Below are 15,463 nucleotides of genomic sequence, written 5' to 3'. Positions count from 1 at the left end.
ATCCTGTTAAAAATGAAAAATTTATTCAAAATATTAGCTTTGGTTTTTACCGGGCTTATAGTTTTTTCCTGTGAAAAAGACGAAGATCAGGCGGTTATTAATGAAACATCTGCCGGTAAAATATCTGCTGATAAAAGTACAATAGTTCTTAATGAACTTAATGCTAATGATGTTGTAATCACTTTTACATGGACAAAGCCGACATTTAATATTGCTGTAGTTCCCAATCAAAAAGTAGAATTCGGGATCAAAGGTGATGGTTTCAAAAAGAGTGCTACCATCGACTTTTCCAATGATATGACCTCAGGTGCTGTTACTCATGCTGCAATGAATGCCGCAATGTTTTCAATTGGAGCTGTACCAGATGCTGTAAATGATATCGAGGTAAGATTGAAAACCTCTGTAGGATCAGCGGCTTTCTACTCTAATGTAATCGCAGTAAAGGTAACTCCGTACACTCCAAACCCGGATTTGGTATATCCAAAAATCAATGTACCTGGTAGCTATGCTGGTGCAGCAGGTTATGTCAATTGGAATCCAGCTAATACTCCTAATTTGTATTCTCCTGAAAAAAATGATAAATACAGAGGATTTATATGGATCAATACGGTTGCTGGTGTTGAAGATGGGAAATACAAGTTTGCTATAAATCAGGATTGGCCTGGGAATAAAGGTGATGATGGTTCCAATTCCGGAAAATTAAAACTGGATGGAGATAACATAAAAGCACCTGCAATAGGAACTTATTATATTAAGGTAGATTGGGCTGCCAATACTTATACTTCAGTACTGGCCAATTTCGGAATTATCGGGGATGCAACTCCTACAGGATGGGATTCAGATACAGATTTTGTTTACAATCCTACTACAAAAACTTTTGTAATCAATTCCATTGCCCTAAACAGTACAGGTTTATTTAAATTCAGAGCTAATGATGACTGGACAATGAAATTCCAGCCTAGTAAAAATGATGAGACTTTAACGTCAGGAAAAGGGGTGCAAACCTATTTTAATGCTGAAGGAACAGTAGCTGATGATCCAGGTTATAAAGTCTCAGAAGCAGGTAACTATAAAATTGAATTGGATTTACATAATTCAGCATATTATAAGTTAACCATTACAAAATTGTAAGAAACATTAAGTTTATAAAAGCAAAGTGCTGCTTTATAGCAGCACTTTATCTATTTTTTTAAGTTAATAAATAGTCATTATGAAGAAAATTACAGTTGGAGCACTCTTGCTCTCAATGATGTTTACAGGAGTAAAAGCACAATCTTTAAAATCGCCGGACGGTAAATTTGAAATGAACTTCCAGTTAAAAGACGGAGTTCCTTTCTATAATCTGAAATACAACGGTGCGGTGGTTGTAGAAGATTCAAAATTGGGATTGAGATTATTTAAAGACACAGCCATAAAATTTGCTTCTGAAATAGCTAAACCAGAAGATGCAAAATACGACCTTAACAACGGTTTTGCAAAGGTAGATGAAAAAAGAGACTCCAAAAATGAGACCTGGCAGCCGGTTCTTGGAGAAAAGAAAAATTATATCAACAACTACAATGAATTAGCAGTTACGCTAAATCAAGCTTCTACAGACAGAAGTATTGTAGTGAAGTTCAGATTGTTCAATGATGGGCTTGGATTCAGATATGAGTTTCCACAACAGAAAAACCTTAATTATTTCGTCATCAGAGAAGAAGATTCTGAAATCGATTTCCCAACCGATATGAAGGCTTGGTGGATGGTAGCAGACTATGATTCTCAGGAATATCAGTATCAGGAAACAAAAGTTTCTGAAATTCCGGCAAAATGGGATAAAGCATTTGATGCCAATGCCTCTCAGACATTGGTGAAAAATGCAGTTCAGTCTCCATTAATGCTGAAAAAAGAAGGTAAAACACCTTTATATATCAACGTTGCAGAAGCTGCTGTATTAGACTATCCGGCTTCACACCTTGAAGTAGATGCTCAGAACTTTAAGTTCAAAACACACCTGACTGCGGACAGACAGGGAGCAAAAGGATATATCCAAACTCCATCAGTAACGCCTTGGAGAACAATTATTGTTGCCCCAAAAGCAGAAGAGGTAATGGATTCTAAAATGATCTTCAACCTGAATGAACCTACAAAATATACGGATACCTCTTATATTCACCCAACAAAATACATGGGAGTTTGGTGGGAAATGATTATTGGGAAATCTCAGTGGGCATATTCTACAGCTGAAAATGTTCATTTAGGTAAAACGGACTTTGCGAAATTAACACCAAACGGAAAACATGCAGCTAATAACACAAAAGTTAAAGAATACATTGACTTTGCCGCTGAAAATGGATTCCAGGGACTATTGATCGAAGGCTGGAACATTGGTTGGGAAGACTGGTTCGGACACTCTAAAGAATTTGTTTTTGATTTCATTACCCCTTACCCGGATTTTGATATCAAAATGCTGAACGATTATGCACATTCAAAAGGAATCAAGCTGATCATGCACCACGAAACTTCAGGTTCAGCAACGAACTATGAAAGATGGGCAGATAAAGCATTCCAGACAATGAATAAATATGGTTATGACGCTGTGAAAACAGGATATGTAGGAGATATTATTCCAAGAGGTGAGCATCACTATTCTCAATGGACGATTAACCATTACTATAGAATTGCTGAAAAAGCAAACGACTATAAAATCATGGTCAACTCTCACGAGTCTGTGCGTCCTACAGGAGAAAGCCGTACCTATCCTAACTATATTTCTGCTGAAGCTGCACGTGGAACAGAATATGAAGCATTTGGAGGAAACAAACCGGATCACCAGACTGTACTTCCATTTACAAGATGGATGGGAGGTTCTATGGATTACACCCCAGGAATTTTCCAAACAAAGCTAGATTATTATTTCCCTGGAGATACACGTTTCGTGAAAACAACATTAGCAAAACAGCTGGCTCTATATGTGACAATGTATATGCCGCTTCAGATGGCAGCTGACCTTCCTGAGAACTATAAAAAGCATATGGATGCCTTCCAGTTCATCAAAGATGTAGCCGCTGATTGGGATGATACGAAGATTTTATCTGCTGAGCCGGGAGATTATGTAATCACTGCAAGAAAAGCAAAAGGGACAGAGAATTGGTTCGTAGGAGGAATTACGGATGAAAACAAACGTGAGTACACTGTAGATTTCTCATTCCTGGATAAAGGACAGACTTATGAGGCAACCATTTATGAAGATGGAAAAGATGCTGATTATATCGATAATCCTCAGAGTTATCATATTTATAACAAAACAATCACAAGCAAATCAAAAATTAATTTTAAAATGGCTAGAAGTGGCGGTTTTGCAATAACAATTAAGAAAAAGTAATTATTTTATAAAAATTTCTTTTTCCGTTTGATAAAATATCTATATTTGGAGAATTATTATAATTATTAACCAAAACCATTTTATCATGAAAAAGAAATTAAAGATTACCAGTAACTTAGAACAAAAGGACATCCTTAAAAAAGCGATGCAGTCTTCTGAAAATGTAGATTTATACAAATCTATTTTTGGTGGTGGGTCTACTATTATTGTAGCACCAGACAACTGTAGCGTAACAGCCAGATCAGGGGCTTCTGCTGCTTATAATAGGGCTGATCAGTTCTTATTAGCAACGCCTAAATTGTAATTGCTGCATTAAAATGTATAGTTCTCCGCCATAGCGGAGAACTATTTTTTTCAATAAGATAAGATATGATTACTTCTTTTGTGTTAAAGGTTGCAAGCAGATGCAATCTCAACTGCTCGTATTGTTACATGTATAATTTAGGTGATAAAACATATTTGAAACAGCCTAAATTCATGTCAATTGATACCATAAAAGCTTTCGCAGCTAAGCTGGATGAATATTGCCTGGAAAATCATTTGAATACTATACAAATCGTTTTTCATGGAGGTGAACCATTATTGATATCCAAAGAGTTTTATCGTGAATCCATCAGGATTTTCAAGGAAATACTTCCAGATCATTACTTTGATTTTGTAATTCAGACCAATGGTGTTGGGCTGGATGATGAATGGTATCAACTCTTCAATGAATTGGGTATCAGAGTTGGAATAAGCATAGATGGTCCCAAAGAATATCATGATAAATACCGTGTTTTCCACAATGGTAAAGGATCTTATGAGGAAGTAAAGCAAGCAATTACTCTGGGGCAGAATTATGGCCTTAATGGAGTATTGTCTGTCATAAATATTAAAATTCCTCCTCAGGAACTTTATGATGAGGTTAAAAATTTAAAAGTAAAAGGCCTTAGTATTCTTTTACCGGACGGTCATTTTGATCAGCTTCCCGAAGGAATGGACAAGGAACTCGTTAATACCAAAAACTATACTCCTTATGCAGATTGGCTGATAGAATTATTTAAAATTTGGAAAAATGACCATGATAGAATGAGTGTACGATTTTTTAAAACACTTATTGATCTTATTGTGGGTGAGGATGAAGGCGACCAGATTTTAGGTAAAAATATCAATGGAGTTGCTGTACTGGAAACTAATGGGAATTTGGAAGTTGCAGACTTTATAAGAGCCTGTTATGAAGGAATTACCAGAAATGATATTAATATCCATACCCACGCTATTGGTGATGTCTTCAATGATAGGCTTTTTGATGTCTATATGAATGCACATTCCATGGTATCACAGAAATGTCTTAACTGTTCTGTTTATGATTTTTGTGGTGGCGGATTTTTAGGGAATCGCTATTCTAATGACCGGGGCTTTGATAATCCTACTATTTATTGCCATGACATGATTAAGCTTATTACCTATATTCAGAACGATATTATAGATGGAATCCCATTAGAAACACAAGAAGAAATGGAATTGTCAAAAGTTTCTTATGAAGATATAGTACATGAGTTGGAATTTGACAATGAAGAGATTATGATTGAATCCGAAGTGAAAGAAAAATTAATGCATTATCGTTTAGCATGAATCTGAAGAAAGGAATGTACTTGGCTGGAGAGTCTATTGCCAACTGGAGAAGCCAGCTTAAAATCAATAAAGGAGTAGTGGCTGAAAAAGTGGTCAATACAGGAATTGAGTATTTTGATAATGCTTATTTACCTGACAATAAATGGCGTGATCTTACAGAAGCAGAATATAAAATGCTCTCTTATTCCGGAAAGCATAATAAAATGTTCAATACCTTAGGATTGGGTGAAATTCCGGATGAATTAAAGAGCTTGTTTAAAGCCATAAGACTGGAGGAATGCAAGACGCTTTTTGATGTTCAGCCCAAATTTCAGGAAGATGAGAAACTTACCTTAAAACTGAATAAAGTCTTGAATCAGTTTCTTAATCAAAAATCGGATACGCAGCGATATAATTTTCATCGGATTACAAGATGTCTTCCGGATATGCATACTACCACTTTTCATCTTTATAATAGAGAGCATATAAAATATACAGGACTCCATATTGATCAGAGTACAAAATTTACTCCCAATACTGCATATAAATCAGACAACAGAATCTCTATCAATATCAGTGAAGAATCCAGATATCTGTATTTTGTCAATTTAACATTGAAACAGATTTATACCGATGTTAAGAAACATTATCAGGATATTTCTGTTACTTCAGATAATATTGTAGATCTATTTTTTGCCCTTTATCCTCATTATCCCGTGATCAGAATGGAAGTAAAGCCATATCAGTATTATATTGCCCCAACGGATAATTTTATTCATGACGGAAGCACGCTGGGAAATAAAAAATTTGATATAACCATGGTATTTGTGGGAGAATTTAATAATTACTAATGACTATGAAACTAAAATCAGGAATCAAAATATACGGTGAGAATTTAGAAGATGTTTTAGAAATCAATTCCGGCCTTGTTCATCATTCAAAACAGGAGCCTGTAGAAATCGTATTCAAAGACATTAGGTTCAAAGCACAATATGAGCCCAATGCACATCTAGCAAAAAGAGACTGGCGGAAATTGTCTGACCAGGAACTTAGTACGGTAAAAGGGGATCATAGTAATAAGAAAGATTATAATTCTGTTTTTATAGGAGAAATTCCTGAAAAACTTAAAAATATATTCCAAAAATTAAATCTTCATTCAGCAACTTCAGACGGTGATGCATTTCAAAAATTTGTTGAAAATAAGGATTTAGTTCAGGAATTAAATACCCATCTTAATGGGGTGTTAGATGAAATTTCATTAGCACCTTATAGATTTATGAGTGTGGCAACCAATTATCCTAATAGTGAAGTAGTCTCTTTAAATAAGAGAAAACTGCCAGAAAATTACACTTTTAAAGACATTCGTTTTATAGGCGTTCATAAAGACAGTTCTAAGGACATGACTTTGCATACCTGTTACCAGTACGGGAATAGATTTACCATAAATTTAGGAGAACAGCCTCGTTACTTTTTATTTGTTAATCTTACCATGAAGCAGGCGCATAACATGCTTAAAGAAAAAGAAGAACTTAAAGATGTAGTGATAACAAATGAAAACATTACAGATTATTTTCTAAAGTATTATCCTGGTTATCCCGTGCTTAAAGTGAAACAAGAACCCTATCAGTTTTACATTGCTCCCACAGATAATTGTTTTCATGATGGTACAACAATAGGAAACACGACAATAGATGTTGTTATGACCTATTTGGGTAAATTTTGTATATAATTTAAATAGTATTGAAGTATGAAATCTTTTTTGTCTTTATTGATTGTCTCATTTTTAACTTCTTTTTCATGGGCTCAAAATAAACTGTCTGTTCTGAAAGCAAATGGCCCTAAAGCAGTCATTTACGAAAAAGACAATGGCTTAAAAACAGATTGGAATATAGATCCTAAAATTAAAACGGATGTATATACCGTCTCCAAAATAGCAGGATCTAATAAACAGGTGGCTATAAAAACAGATATTGACTCTCTTGTGGTAACCCTTAAAAAGGAGAAAAAAAAGATTTTATCATTCTGTTGAAAGATAAAGATTCTGCCCTTACAAGAATTGAATCCCTATCACCAAAAGACTTTAGTAAAATGTCTTTTAAAGACACCATGAAGCTCCATATGAATGAGCAGAATACTATATTCGTAAAAGCAGTACTCAATAAAGTAGATACTCTTTTACTTAATTTTGATACAGGAACAAGTGATCTGGTACTGACACAGGAGACCTTAAAGAATAAAATCAAAAGTTCATTAAAATCAGGAACCAATATCCTGCAAATCGGGAACAAAGAATATCAGGGATTTAATATTTACCCTGCGCAGCTTACAGGTCACGGAACAGATGGCAGGTTTGGCTGGGATTTATTTGATGGAATGATTGTAGAATTAAATCATGATAAAGGATTGATGGTGGTACATTCTCAGCTTCCTTCTGATGTGAAATCTCAATATTCTAAGCTTCCAATAAAGTATTTTAATAACGTCTTCCTGGTGCAGGTAGGCATCACGCAGGATAAGGTTGAAAACAAAGATTGGTACCTCTTTGATACAGGATATCAAAGAACAGCCATGCTGGATGGTCCGTTACTTAATGAACAGGGTTTTCCTACTGATAAAATGCGGGTAATTAAAAAAGTAATAATGAAAGGAGCTCAGGGAAATGAAATTCCTGTAATGACCTCCAATCTTCAATCCCTATCATTAGGAAAATCAAAACTAAATGATATCCCGGTGCAGCTCTTGTCACAAAGCAGATTGGTAACCGGCTCCAGAATGAATATTCTAGGTAATGAAGTCCTGAAGAGATTCAACCTGTTTTTAGATTTTCAAAAAAACATTGTTTACATGAAGCCTAATAAATTGGTTAATGTTACCTATATTGAAAGTAAATAATTTCTGAGTGTAATATTTACAAAACATATAACAAAAAAATCCCCAAGCGATAAACTCGCTTGGGGATTTTTTACTCTTTAATTTGGAGTGTATTCTGGTTCAGTAACCTCTGTTTGTTCTTTCTGAACAACCTGTGGCTTGTTCTTAATTTTTTCTTTGTATTCTTTCTGGAATTGTTTTACTGTTTTTCCTGTTCCATCATGTCTCCATCCCGGAGAATAGAAGAGATACTTCAGGCGATCTCCAAAAGAAAGCCCTGGCTGTCTAAGGTCTTTTCCAATTCTTCTCCATTCGTAAAAAAGAACTGTGGCCGGATCTTTAGACTTCATTTTAGGATAAATACCATATTTCACCGGAACTTCTGGGTCTTCCTTTTCAAATGTTCCGAAGATTTTGTCCCAGATAATCAATCCCATTCCCATATTACGGTCCAGGTATTTGATGTTGCAGGCATGATGCACACGGTGGTGAGAAGGGGTTACCAAAATATATTCCAGGAAGCCCATACTTTTAATAGATTGTGTGTGTACAAAGGTTCCATAAATCTGAATAGCAGAATAGGCTACCATAACATGCAGCGGATGGAATCCCACTAACGCCAGAGGAGAAAAGAACAAATATCTGTACAGTGGTTGAAATACAGGGCTTCTGAATCCTGTGGTGATATTGAAATAATCAGAATTGTGATGGGTAATATGTACCGCCCAGAAGACACGGGAATGATGATCTACATAATGATGAACATAGTAAGCAAAATCCTGGGCCAGAAATACTGCAATCCAATACCATATCCCAACTTCCCAATCAAAAATACGATGATAGTAGAAGAACATCATAACAAGCATAGAAAACCCTTTCATAATGATGTCCAGGCTATAATTTAAAAGTGCTAAAAGCACATTGGTAGCCACATCTTTGGTTTCATAAAGCTTTTCTTTATTGAAGTGGCTATAGGCCATTTCTATAAAAATAATGCCTGCAAACATAGGAATGGCCCAGGGATAAACAATATCCGGTCCATCACTTTCAAACATTTTACTAAAATCAAACATTTTTTCTGTAAAACTAAGCATTAAATAGATAAAATGGGAATTTTTTAGATTTAATATTTTGTTTTATGTGTTTTTTAATGAAAATTTAATAAAAAATAAGTTGCAGATTGTGAAATATTGTTGTTATCTTTTAAAATGAGTTCTGAATATTGCTGTATTTCTGCACTGAATTTTATCAAACCAATGAATCTCTGTAAGATTGATGAATAAAAGATAATTCTACCTATAATATTGTAATAACTCTAAAGTTTTTTTGTAATTTGCTGATAAGTTGTTCATACTTAAATTGTTGTGTGCTTTGATGTAACTTACTGTTTTTTAATGTGATGAACAATGCTCTTAATAATGTTTCATAGCACGAAACTGAAGAATAAATAGAAGACTAAGACTAAGTTATGAGAAAAATATATACATTTTTTGCCCTTTCTGCCGCTTCAATAGCTTTTTCACAATCAAAGACATTGGAAAAAGTAGAACCGGCTTTCTGGTGGAAAGGAATGAAAAATCCTGAACTTCAGATCCTTGTTTATGGAAAAGGAATTGCCAATAATGAAATCTCACTTTCAGATGGAGTTCAGATGAAAGGAATTCAAAAAGTAGAAAATCCAAACTACGTTTTTATTACAGTCAATACCAATGAGATCACGGTACCAAAGTTTACCATCAATATTAAAAAAATAAAAAAAAATCTGGGCTCTTATACCTATGAATTAAAGCAGAGGAATCCCGGATCTGCGGATCGGGAATCCTATACTTCAAAAGATGTAATGTACCTCATTATGCCCGATCGCTTTGCTAATGGAGATGAAAAAAACGATTCCGTTCCGCAATTAACTGAAAAAGCAGATCGTAGTTTACCTAACGGAAGGCATGGCGGAGACTTACAGGGAATTATCAATAATCTTGACTATATCCAAAATCTGGGCGCAACCTCTGTTTGGTTAACGCCCGTAAATGAAGACAACGAAAAAGTATACTCCTACCACGGATATGCCCAGACCGATCTGTATAAAATTGATGCCCGCTATGGAACCAATGAAGATTACAAAAAACTTTCCCAGGAACTCAATAAAAGAAATATGAAACTGGTGATGGATTACGTTACCAATCACTGGGGTATTTCGCATTGGATGATTAAAGACCTTCCCACAAAAGACTGGATTCACTGGTTCAAAGAAGGAGAAGATGGTTTCAAAAGGTCCAACTACAAAACCTCTACCCAATTTGATCCCAATGCATCAGATATTGATAAAAAATATGCGTTGGATGGATGGTTTGATAAAACGATGCCGGATCTTAACCAGAAAAATCCATTGGTATTAAAATATTTAACCCAAAATGCTATTTGGTGGATCGAATATGCTGAAATAGGTGGATTCCGTGTAGATACTTACCCTTATAATGACAAAGAGGCAATGGCAAAATGGGCCAAAGCAATTACTGATGAATATCCTAAATTTAATATTGTAGGAGAATCCTGGCTGTACACTGCAGGACAAATTTCTGCCTGGCAAAAAAACTCCAAAACCGGGGAAGCTGCCGGATATAATTCAAATCTACCTTCTGTAATGGATTTTATGCTCTTTGGAGACATGCCGAAAGCTTTTAAAGAAAAAGAAGGCTGGGATACGGGAATGATAAAGCTTTATGACTCTTTTAGCAGTGATTTCCTTTATCCGGATATCAATAATGTCATGGTGTTCTTTGAAAATCATGACACCGAAAGATGGAATGAAATATTCAATGCAGATCCGAACGTTTACAAAATGGGACTCACTCTGATCTCAACTGTCCGTGGAATTCCACAGATCTATTATGGCTCAGAAGTAGGAATGCGTGGAAATAAAGAAAAAGGAGGTGATGCCGATATCCGCAGAGATTTTCCGGGAGGATGGAAATCGGACAAGCAGAATGCTTTCAACCCTGCATCACAAACATCTGAACAAAAGAATTCTATCAGTTTACTCAGAAATTATTAAACTGGAGAAAAGGAAAAGAGGTGATTCATACTGGAAAAACGAAGAATTTTGTTCCTAAAGACGGCGTCTTCACTTATTTCAGATACAACGATAAAGAAAGTGTAATGGTGATCATCAACAATAATAAAAAGATCAGACGTTAGACTTACAATATTTCGAAGAATCTCTAAAAGGATTTTCAAAAGGAAAAGAGGTGATTTCAGGAAAAGAATTCCTATTACAGAATACTTTAATCGTTCCCGCGAGGACTCCATTAATTATTGAACTTGAAAAATAAATAATACTATGAAAAAATTAATAGCTGTTCATACATTGATCCTGTTTTTATTCGGATTTACAGTAGTTTCAGCGCAATCAAACAAAACATTTGAAAAAGAAAAATCTGAGATCAGTACCATGCTCGATGCTTTCAATGTAGCAGCTGCAAAAGCTGATTATACAGGTTATTTCAATTTTTTTGCAGATGAATCTACCTTTATCGGAACAGATGCTACTGAAGTCTGGAATAAAAAAGAATTTATGGTCTGGGCAAAACCTCATTTCGACAAAAGAAAACCTGGAATTTTACTGCACTTAAAAGAAATATTCATTTCAGTAAAGACGGGAAATTGGCATGGTTTGATGAATTACTGGATACTCAGATGAAAATCTGCCGTGGTTCAGGAGTCGTAGAAAAGATCAATGGACAATGGAAAGTAAAGCAATATGTGCTTTCTATGACGGTTCCTAACGATGTTGTAGATAAAGTAGTAGCTGAGAAAACAGCCCTTGAAGATGTTCTGATTAAAGAATTAAAAACAAAATAAGCATAAAGACAACGATGGCTGAAAAAATGAAACCTGATCTTTCACTTACTCAGATTATCAATATGAGTATGGGATTCCTGGGAATCCAAATGGCATTCGGATTACAAAATGGAAATGCAAGTCGTATTCTTGCTAATTTAGGAGCAGATGTTCACGAATTGTCATGGTTTTGGCTGGTGGCTCCTATTACAGGGCTGATTGTTCAGCCTATTATTGGGCATATGGGAGATAATACCTGGAGTCCGTTGGGAAGAAGGAAACCTTATTTCCTGATTGGTGCGGTTTTGTGTGCCATAGGATTGGTTTTGCTGCCTAACGCGGCTTCTGTAACCCAAATGTTTGCAGCTAATGCTCTTTTATTAGCCGTGATTTTCCTTGCAATGATGGATGCTTCTGTAAATGTTGCCATGGAACCTTTTAGGGCTTTGGTAGGGGATATGCTTCCTAAACACCAGGGAACAGTCGGGTTTTCGGTGCAAACTATTCTCATTGGATTTGGAGCTGTACTTGGTTCTTATTTACCGGATTGGCTGACGAAATTGGGCGTTTCTAACGTAGCCCCTAAAGGTTTTGTTGCTGATAACGTAATCTATTCCTTTTATGTAGGAGCAGTGTTGCTGATTATTTCTATTCTGTATACCATCATTACCACTAAAGAATATTCTCCTGAAGAATTTGCTGCATTTGAAGATGGTAAAGAAATAGAACATGAAAAATCTAAATTCTCAGATATTTTCAAGGATTTTGCCAGCATTCCGGCTCAGATGAAAAAGCTGGGAATTGTTCAGTTTTTCTCGTGGTTTGCATTATTTACCATGTGGGTGTTTACTACCAGTGCTTTGGCAACCCATCATTTAGGGCTTTCTCCGGAAGATACCCATTCAAAAGCATTCAATGATGCTGGAGATTTAACCGGCAAATTGTTTGGAATGTATAATCTTTGGGCTATTCCATTTGCTTTTTTATTAACTCCTATTGCTAAATGGATTGGTAAAAAACAGACTCATGCCCTGGCTTTATTATGCGGCGGTTTAGGATTGATCTCTATGTATTTCATAAAAGATGTCAATAACCTATGGATTTCAATGATCGGATTAGGGTTTGCCTGGGCTAGTATCCTTGCAATGCCTTACGCTATGTTAATTGAGGTGATTCCACAGAGAAAAATGGGTGTTTATATGGGGATATTCAATTTCTTTATTGTTATTCCGCAGATCATCAATGGATTGTTTGGTGGTCCTATTGTAAGCGGAGTTTTTGGAAAACAGGCCATGGATTATGTTGTGGTAGGAGGTATCTGTATGCTGATTGGTGCTGTAGTTACAATGATCTTCGTCAAATCTGAAGATGAAACACCTAAGGAGATTGAAGAAGAGATTAAGCAGGTACATTTTTAAAAATTAGCTGGAGTAATGAAACGTAAAAAACGATAATAATAAATTCAATAGGAGCGGGCTTTAGCCTAGTGATGGTCGGAAGATTTTTTCTTCCGATTTTCATTTTGGGTTACTTAAGTTTTATCTTTGATAAGTATACTTATTAATATGTCCATTTTTAGCGAGCACAAAATTTCAGTTTCCCAGTTGTTAAGCTTTATTCCTGAAGCCCTCTTATCTCATCTTTCAGCCAATACCAAAGTAGATCATTATTCTAAAGTACTTCAAGGCAGAAAGATGTTTTATCTTCTGTTATTTGCCATTACCAGCAATGAAAAATTAAGCCAGCGAACACTGGAAGACACATTTAAAGATCCTGTATTTAAGGCTTTATTCAATCTTGATGAAACTGAAACTGTAAGACGCAGTTCTATTTCTGAGAGGCTTTCAAAAATCGATTCAAGATACTTTAAAGAAATCTACGATTGTATCTATAATATGTTCTGTGATTCCTATAACCCGGCAGAAAGAGAAAAATATGATCTAATCAGAACAGATAGCACTGTTATTGGTGAAGCAGCTGGAAAATTAAAGGAAGGCATTGCTCAAAACGGAGGTAAGAAATTTATTAAGTATAGTGTCTTATTTGATGGGCTGCTTCCTTGCGGAGTTGAAATTTACAATACTCCTAAATACTGTGCAGAAGATAATGCTCTTTCTGAAGCTGTATTGCAACATGTGAAAAGAGAAAAAGAACATGCCAATATTTATATTATAGATAAAGGATTGGGTTCTGCCCAAAGAATGAAAGAATTTGATGATAAAGGGGTGTTTTTTGTTATAAGATCTAAAGAAAATAGAAAACATGAAGAAATAAAGTCTTTTATTGAAAAAGATCAGAATATCGACTTAGGAGAAATTGTACTCATAAAAGATAGTTTAGTAAAGTTATATTCGTCAAAACCTGTCCCAACTCAAAAAGGGAAAACTTATAATAAGGAGGAGCAAATTGAAACACATTTCAGATTGGTTGTAGTAAGCAGCAAACAGCAACCTGAAAAAGAATTTTGGTTTCTAACCAATGACTTTCAAATCTCTGCAAAAGATATTGCGGATTATTATCGGAAAAGATGGGACATTGAAGTGTTTTTTAGATTTCTAAAACAGGAACTTCATGCTAGTCATCTTCTTTCACTCAATAAAAATGGTATAGAAGTAATGATTTACATGACTCTTATTACAGCTATGCTCATTCTCATCTATAAAAAAGCAAATAATATAGGATATAAAACAGCCAAAAGAAGATTTGCTATGGAGATAAGGAACCTTGCCATATCTATATTAATAATAGGGGCAGGGGGAAATCCTGATAAAGTTTTTAAAACTTAAAATAAAATGGTCGGATATTCTTCCGACCACCACTAGGCTGAAGCCCGCTTTCATATTTTAAATGCATTCTCTTAGCCTTAAGATGTATGGAAAAATCTGCAAAATCTGCATGATTTGCGAGAAAAACAATATCCACAATTTTTTCAGATTTCTTAGCATTCTTAGGTTTCTTCGCCACCTTTTCATCTTTCTTATCCTACATCAACTTTTTTTCACCTTCCCATCCCGTACATTTGTACCATAAAATAATCACAGAAATGAAAACAGTATATCATAAAGCAGATTCAAGAGGCCATGCCAATCATGGATGGTTAAACTCTTACCACACCTTCAGTTTTGCTAACTATCAGAATAGAGACAGAACAAACTTTGGAGTATTAAGAGTGTTGAATGATGATACCGTTTCTCAGGGAATGGGATTCGGAACACATCCACACAGGGATATGGAGATTATTTCTATTCCTTTGGAAGGAGATTTGGAACATAAAGATTCAATGGGAACTACTGCGGTAATCAAAAAAGGTGAGATTCAGGTGATGAGTGCCGGAACCGGAGTACAACACAGTGAATACAACAAAAATAAAGACGAAGAAGTAAAATTCTTACAGATATGGATTTTCCCAAGAGAACTGAATCTTGAACCAAGATACGATCAGAAAAGTATCAAAGAAGGTGAAAAGATCAATGGGTTCCAGCAAATTTTATCACCAAATAAAAATGATGATGGAGTTTGGATCCATCAGGATGTATGGTTTAATATTGCTAATTTCAAAAAAGGAAATGGAAAAAACTACATGCTGAACAAAAAAGGTAACGGAGTGTATGCATTTGTATTGAAAGGAAGCGCCAAAGTAGGAGATCGCGTACTGAATGAAAGAGACGGATTGGGAATCTGGGATACACAAAGCTTTAATATCGAAGCTATAGAAGATGCTGAAATACTATTGATGGAAGTCCCAATGGAATTACCTTCTTATCTTAAATAAAAAACTAAATTTGTACCCTTAAAATA

Annotated in this window: 12 protein-coding genes and 2 pseudogenes; 13 read left to right on the top strand and 1 reads right to left on the bottom strand. The window is 35.2% G+C overall.

Going from position 1 to position 15,463, the window contains the following annotated elements; genetic code table 11:
• Positions 1–12: 12 nt before the first annotated feature.
• From H5J24_RS13910 to H5J24_RS13875, 8 genes are all read left to right on the top strand, one after another.
• Positions 13–1,131, top strand: a complete 1,119-nt coding sequence (locus H5J24_RS13910; protein ID WP_068942646.1) for a SusE domain-containing protein — start codon at positions 13–15, stop codon at positions 1,129–1,131.
• Positions 1,132–1,210: 79 nt separating this feature from the next.
• Entirely contained in the window at positions 1,211–3,364 is a 2,154-nt protein-coding gene (locus H5J24_RS13905) for a glycoside hydrolase family 97 protein (protein ID WP_068942648.1), read from the top strand.
• An 85-nt stretch (positions 3,365–3,449) separates the two neighbouring features.
• Positions 3,450–3,668, top strand: coding sequence for a hypothetical protein (locus tag H5J24_RS13900; RefSeq protein ID WP_068942651.1), 219 nt, complete (start codon positions 3,450–3,452; stop codon positions 3,666–3,668).
• Positions 3,669–3,733: 65 nt separating this feature from the next.
• Positions 3,734–4,978 (top strand): radical SAM protein, encoded by a 1,245-nt coding sequence (locus H5J24_RS13895; protein ID WP_082811142.1) that lies wholly within the window; start codon positions 3,734–3,736, stop codon positions 4,976–4,978.
• On the top strand, positions 4,975–5,808 hold the full coding sequence (locus tag H5J24_RS13890; protein ID WP_068942655.1) for a hypothetical protein: 834 nt from the start codon (positions 4,975–4,977) through the stop codon (positions 5,806–5,808). The genes H5J24_RS13895 and H5J24_RS13890 overlap by 4 nt, the downstream gene beginning before the upstream one ends.
• A 5-nt stretch (positions 5,809–5,813) precedes the next feature.
• Positions 5,814–6,686: a hypothetical protein gene (locus tag H5J24_RS13885; protein ID WP_141395658.1), complete on the top strand. Its 873-nt coding sequence runs from the start codon at positions 5,814–5,816 to the stop codon at positions 6,684–6,686.
• A gap of 18 nt (positions 6,687–6,704) precedes the next feature.
• Positions 6,705–6,986 (top strand): hypothetical protein, encoded by a 282-nt coding sequence (locus H5J24_RS13880; RefSeq protein WP_232815600.1) that lies wholly within the window; start codon positions 6,705–6,707, stop codon positions 6,984–6,986.
• Positions 6,983–7,849 carry a clan AA aspartic protease gene (locus H5J24_RS13875; protein ID WP_232815599.1) on the top strand — a complete coding sequence of 289 codons (867 nt, stop codon included), beginning with the start codon at positions 6,983–6,985 and terminating at the stop codon, positions 7,847–7,849. The genes H5J24_RS13880 and H5J24_RS13875 overlap by 4 nt, the downstream gene beginning before the upstream one ends.
• Positions 7,850–7,926: 77 nt before the next feature.
• On the opposite strand, the gene H5J24_RS13870 is transcribed toward H5J24_RS13875, so the two are convergent.
• The gene (locus tag H5J24_RS13870) at positions 7,927–8,901 is read right to left on the bottom strand and encodes a sterol desaturase family protein (RefSeq protein WP_068945035.1); all 975 of its coding nucleotides are present in this window, start codon (positions 8,899–8,901) and stop codon (positions 7,927–7,929) included.
• Between the two features lie 395 nt (positions 8,902–9,296).
• Here H5J24_RS13870 and H5J24_RS13865 point away from each other — a divergent pair.
• The 5 genes and pseudogenes from H5J24_RS13865 (at position 9,297) to H5J24_RS13845 (ending at position 15,437) form a co-directional block, all read left to right on the top strand.
• A pseudogene (locus H5J24_RS13865) lies at positions 9,297–11,157 on the top strand (glycoside hydrolase family 13 protein).
• An 8-nt stretch (positions 11,158–11,165) separates the two neighbouring features.
• A pseudogene (locus H5J24_RS13860) lies at positions 11,166–11,686 on the top strand (nuclear transport factor 2 family protein).
• A gap of 14 nt (positions 11,687–11,700) precedes the next feature.
• The gene (locus H5J24_RS13855; RefSeq protein WP_068942663.1) at positions 11,701–13,083 is read left to right on the top strand and encodes an MFS transporter; all 1,383 of its coding nucleotides are present in this window, start codon (positions 11,701–11,703) and stop codon (positions 13,081–13,083) included.
• 147 nt (positions 13,084–13,230) lie between these two features.
• Complete coding sequence (locus H5J24_RS13850) at positions 13,231–14,451, top strand: IS4 family transposase (RefSeq protein ID WP_068939257.1); 1,221 nt, start codon at positions 13,231–13,233, stop codon at positions 14,449–14,451.
• Between the two features lie 257 nt (positions 14,452–14,708).
• Positions 14,709–15,437, top strand: a complete 729-nt coding sequence (locus H5J24_RS13845; RefSeq protein ID WP_068942667.1) for a pirin family protein — start codon at positions 14,709–14,711, stop codon at positions 15,435–15,437.
• The last annotated feature ends 26 nt before the right edge of the window (positions 15,438–15,463 follow it).

The sequence above is a fragment of the Chryseobacterium capnotolerans genome, assembly GCF_021278965.1.
Lineage (GTDB): Bacteria > Bacteroidota > Bacteroidia > Flavobacteriales > Weeksellaceae > Chryseobacterium > Chryseobacterium capnotolerans.
This window is presented reverse-complemented; position numbering and strand designations above follow the sequence as displayed.

Coding starts and splice junctions, on each gene's coding strand:
- H5J24_RS13910 (WP_068942646.1), top strand. CDS start 13: ATGAAAAATTTATTCAAAATATTAGCTTTGGTTTTTACCGGGCTTATA.
- H5J24_RS13905 (WP_068942648.1), top strand. CDS start 1,211: ATGAAGAAAATTACAGTTGGAGCACTCTTGCTCTCAATGATGTTTACA.
- H5J24_RS13900 (WP_068942651.1), top strand. CDS start 3,450: ATGAAAAAGAAATTAAAGATTACCAGTAACTTAGAACAAAAGGACATC.
- H5J24_RS13895 (WP_082811142.1), top strand. CDS start 3,734: ATGATTACTTCTTTTGTGTTAAAGGTTGCAAGCAGATGCAATCTCAAC.
- H5J24_RS13890 (WP_068942655.1), top strand. CDS start 4,975: ATGAATCTGAAGAAAGGAATGTACTTGGCTGGAGAGTCTATTGCCAAC.
- H5J24_RS13885 (WP_141395658.1), top strand. CDS start 5,814: ATGAAACTAAAATCAGGAATCAAAATATACGGTGAGAATTTAGAAGAT.
- H5J24_RS13880 (WP_232815600.1), top strand. CDS start 6,705: ATGAAATCTTTTTTGTCTTTATTGATTGTCTCATTTTTAACTTCTTTT.
- H5J24_RS13870 (WP_068945035.1), bottom strand. CDS start 8,901: ATGTTTGATTTTAGTAAAATGTTTGAAAGTGATGGACCGGATATTGTT.
- H5J24_RS13855 (WP_068942663.1), top strand. CDS start 11,701: ATGGCTGAAAAAATGAAACCTGATCTTTCACTTACTCAGATTATCAAT.
- H5J24_RS13850 (WP_068939257.1), top strand. CDS start 13,231: ATGTCCATTTTTAGCGAGCACAAAATTTCAGTTTCCCAGTTGTTAAGC.
- H5J24_RS13845 (WP_068942667.1), top strand. CDS start 14,709: ATGAAAACAGTATATCATAAAGCAGATTCAAGAGGCCATGCCAATCAT.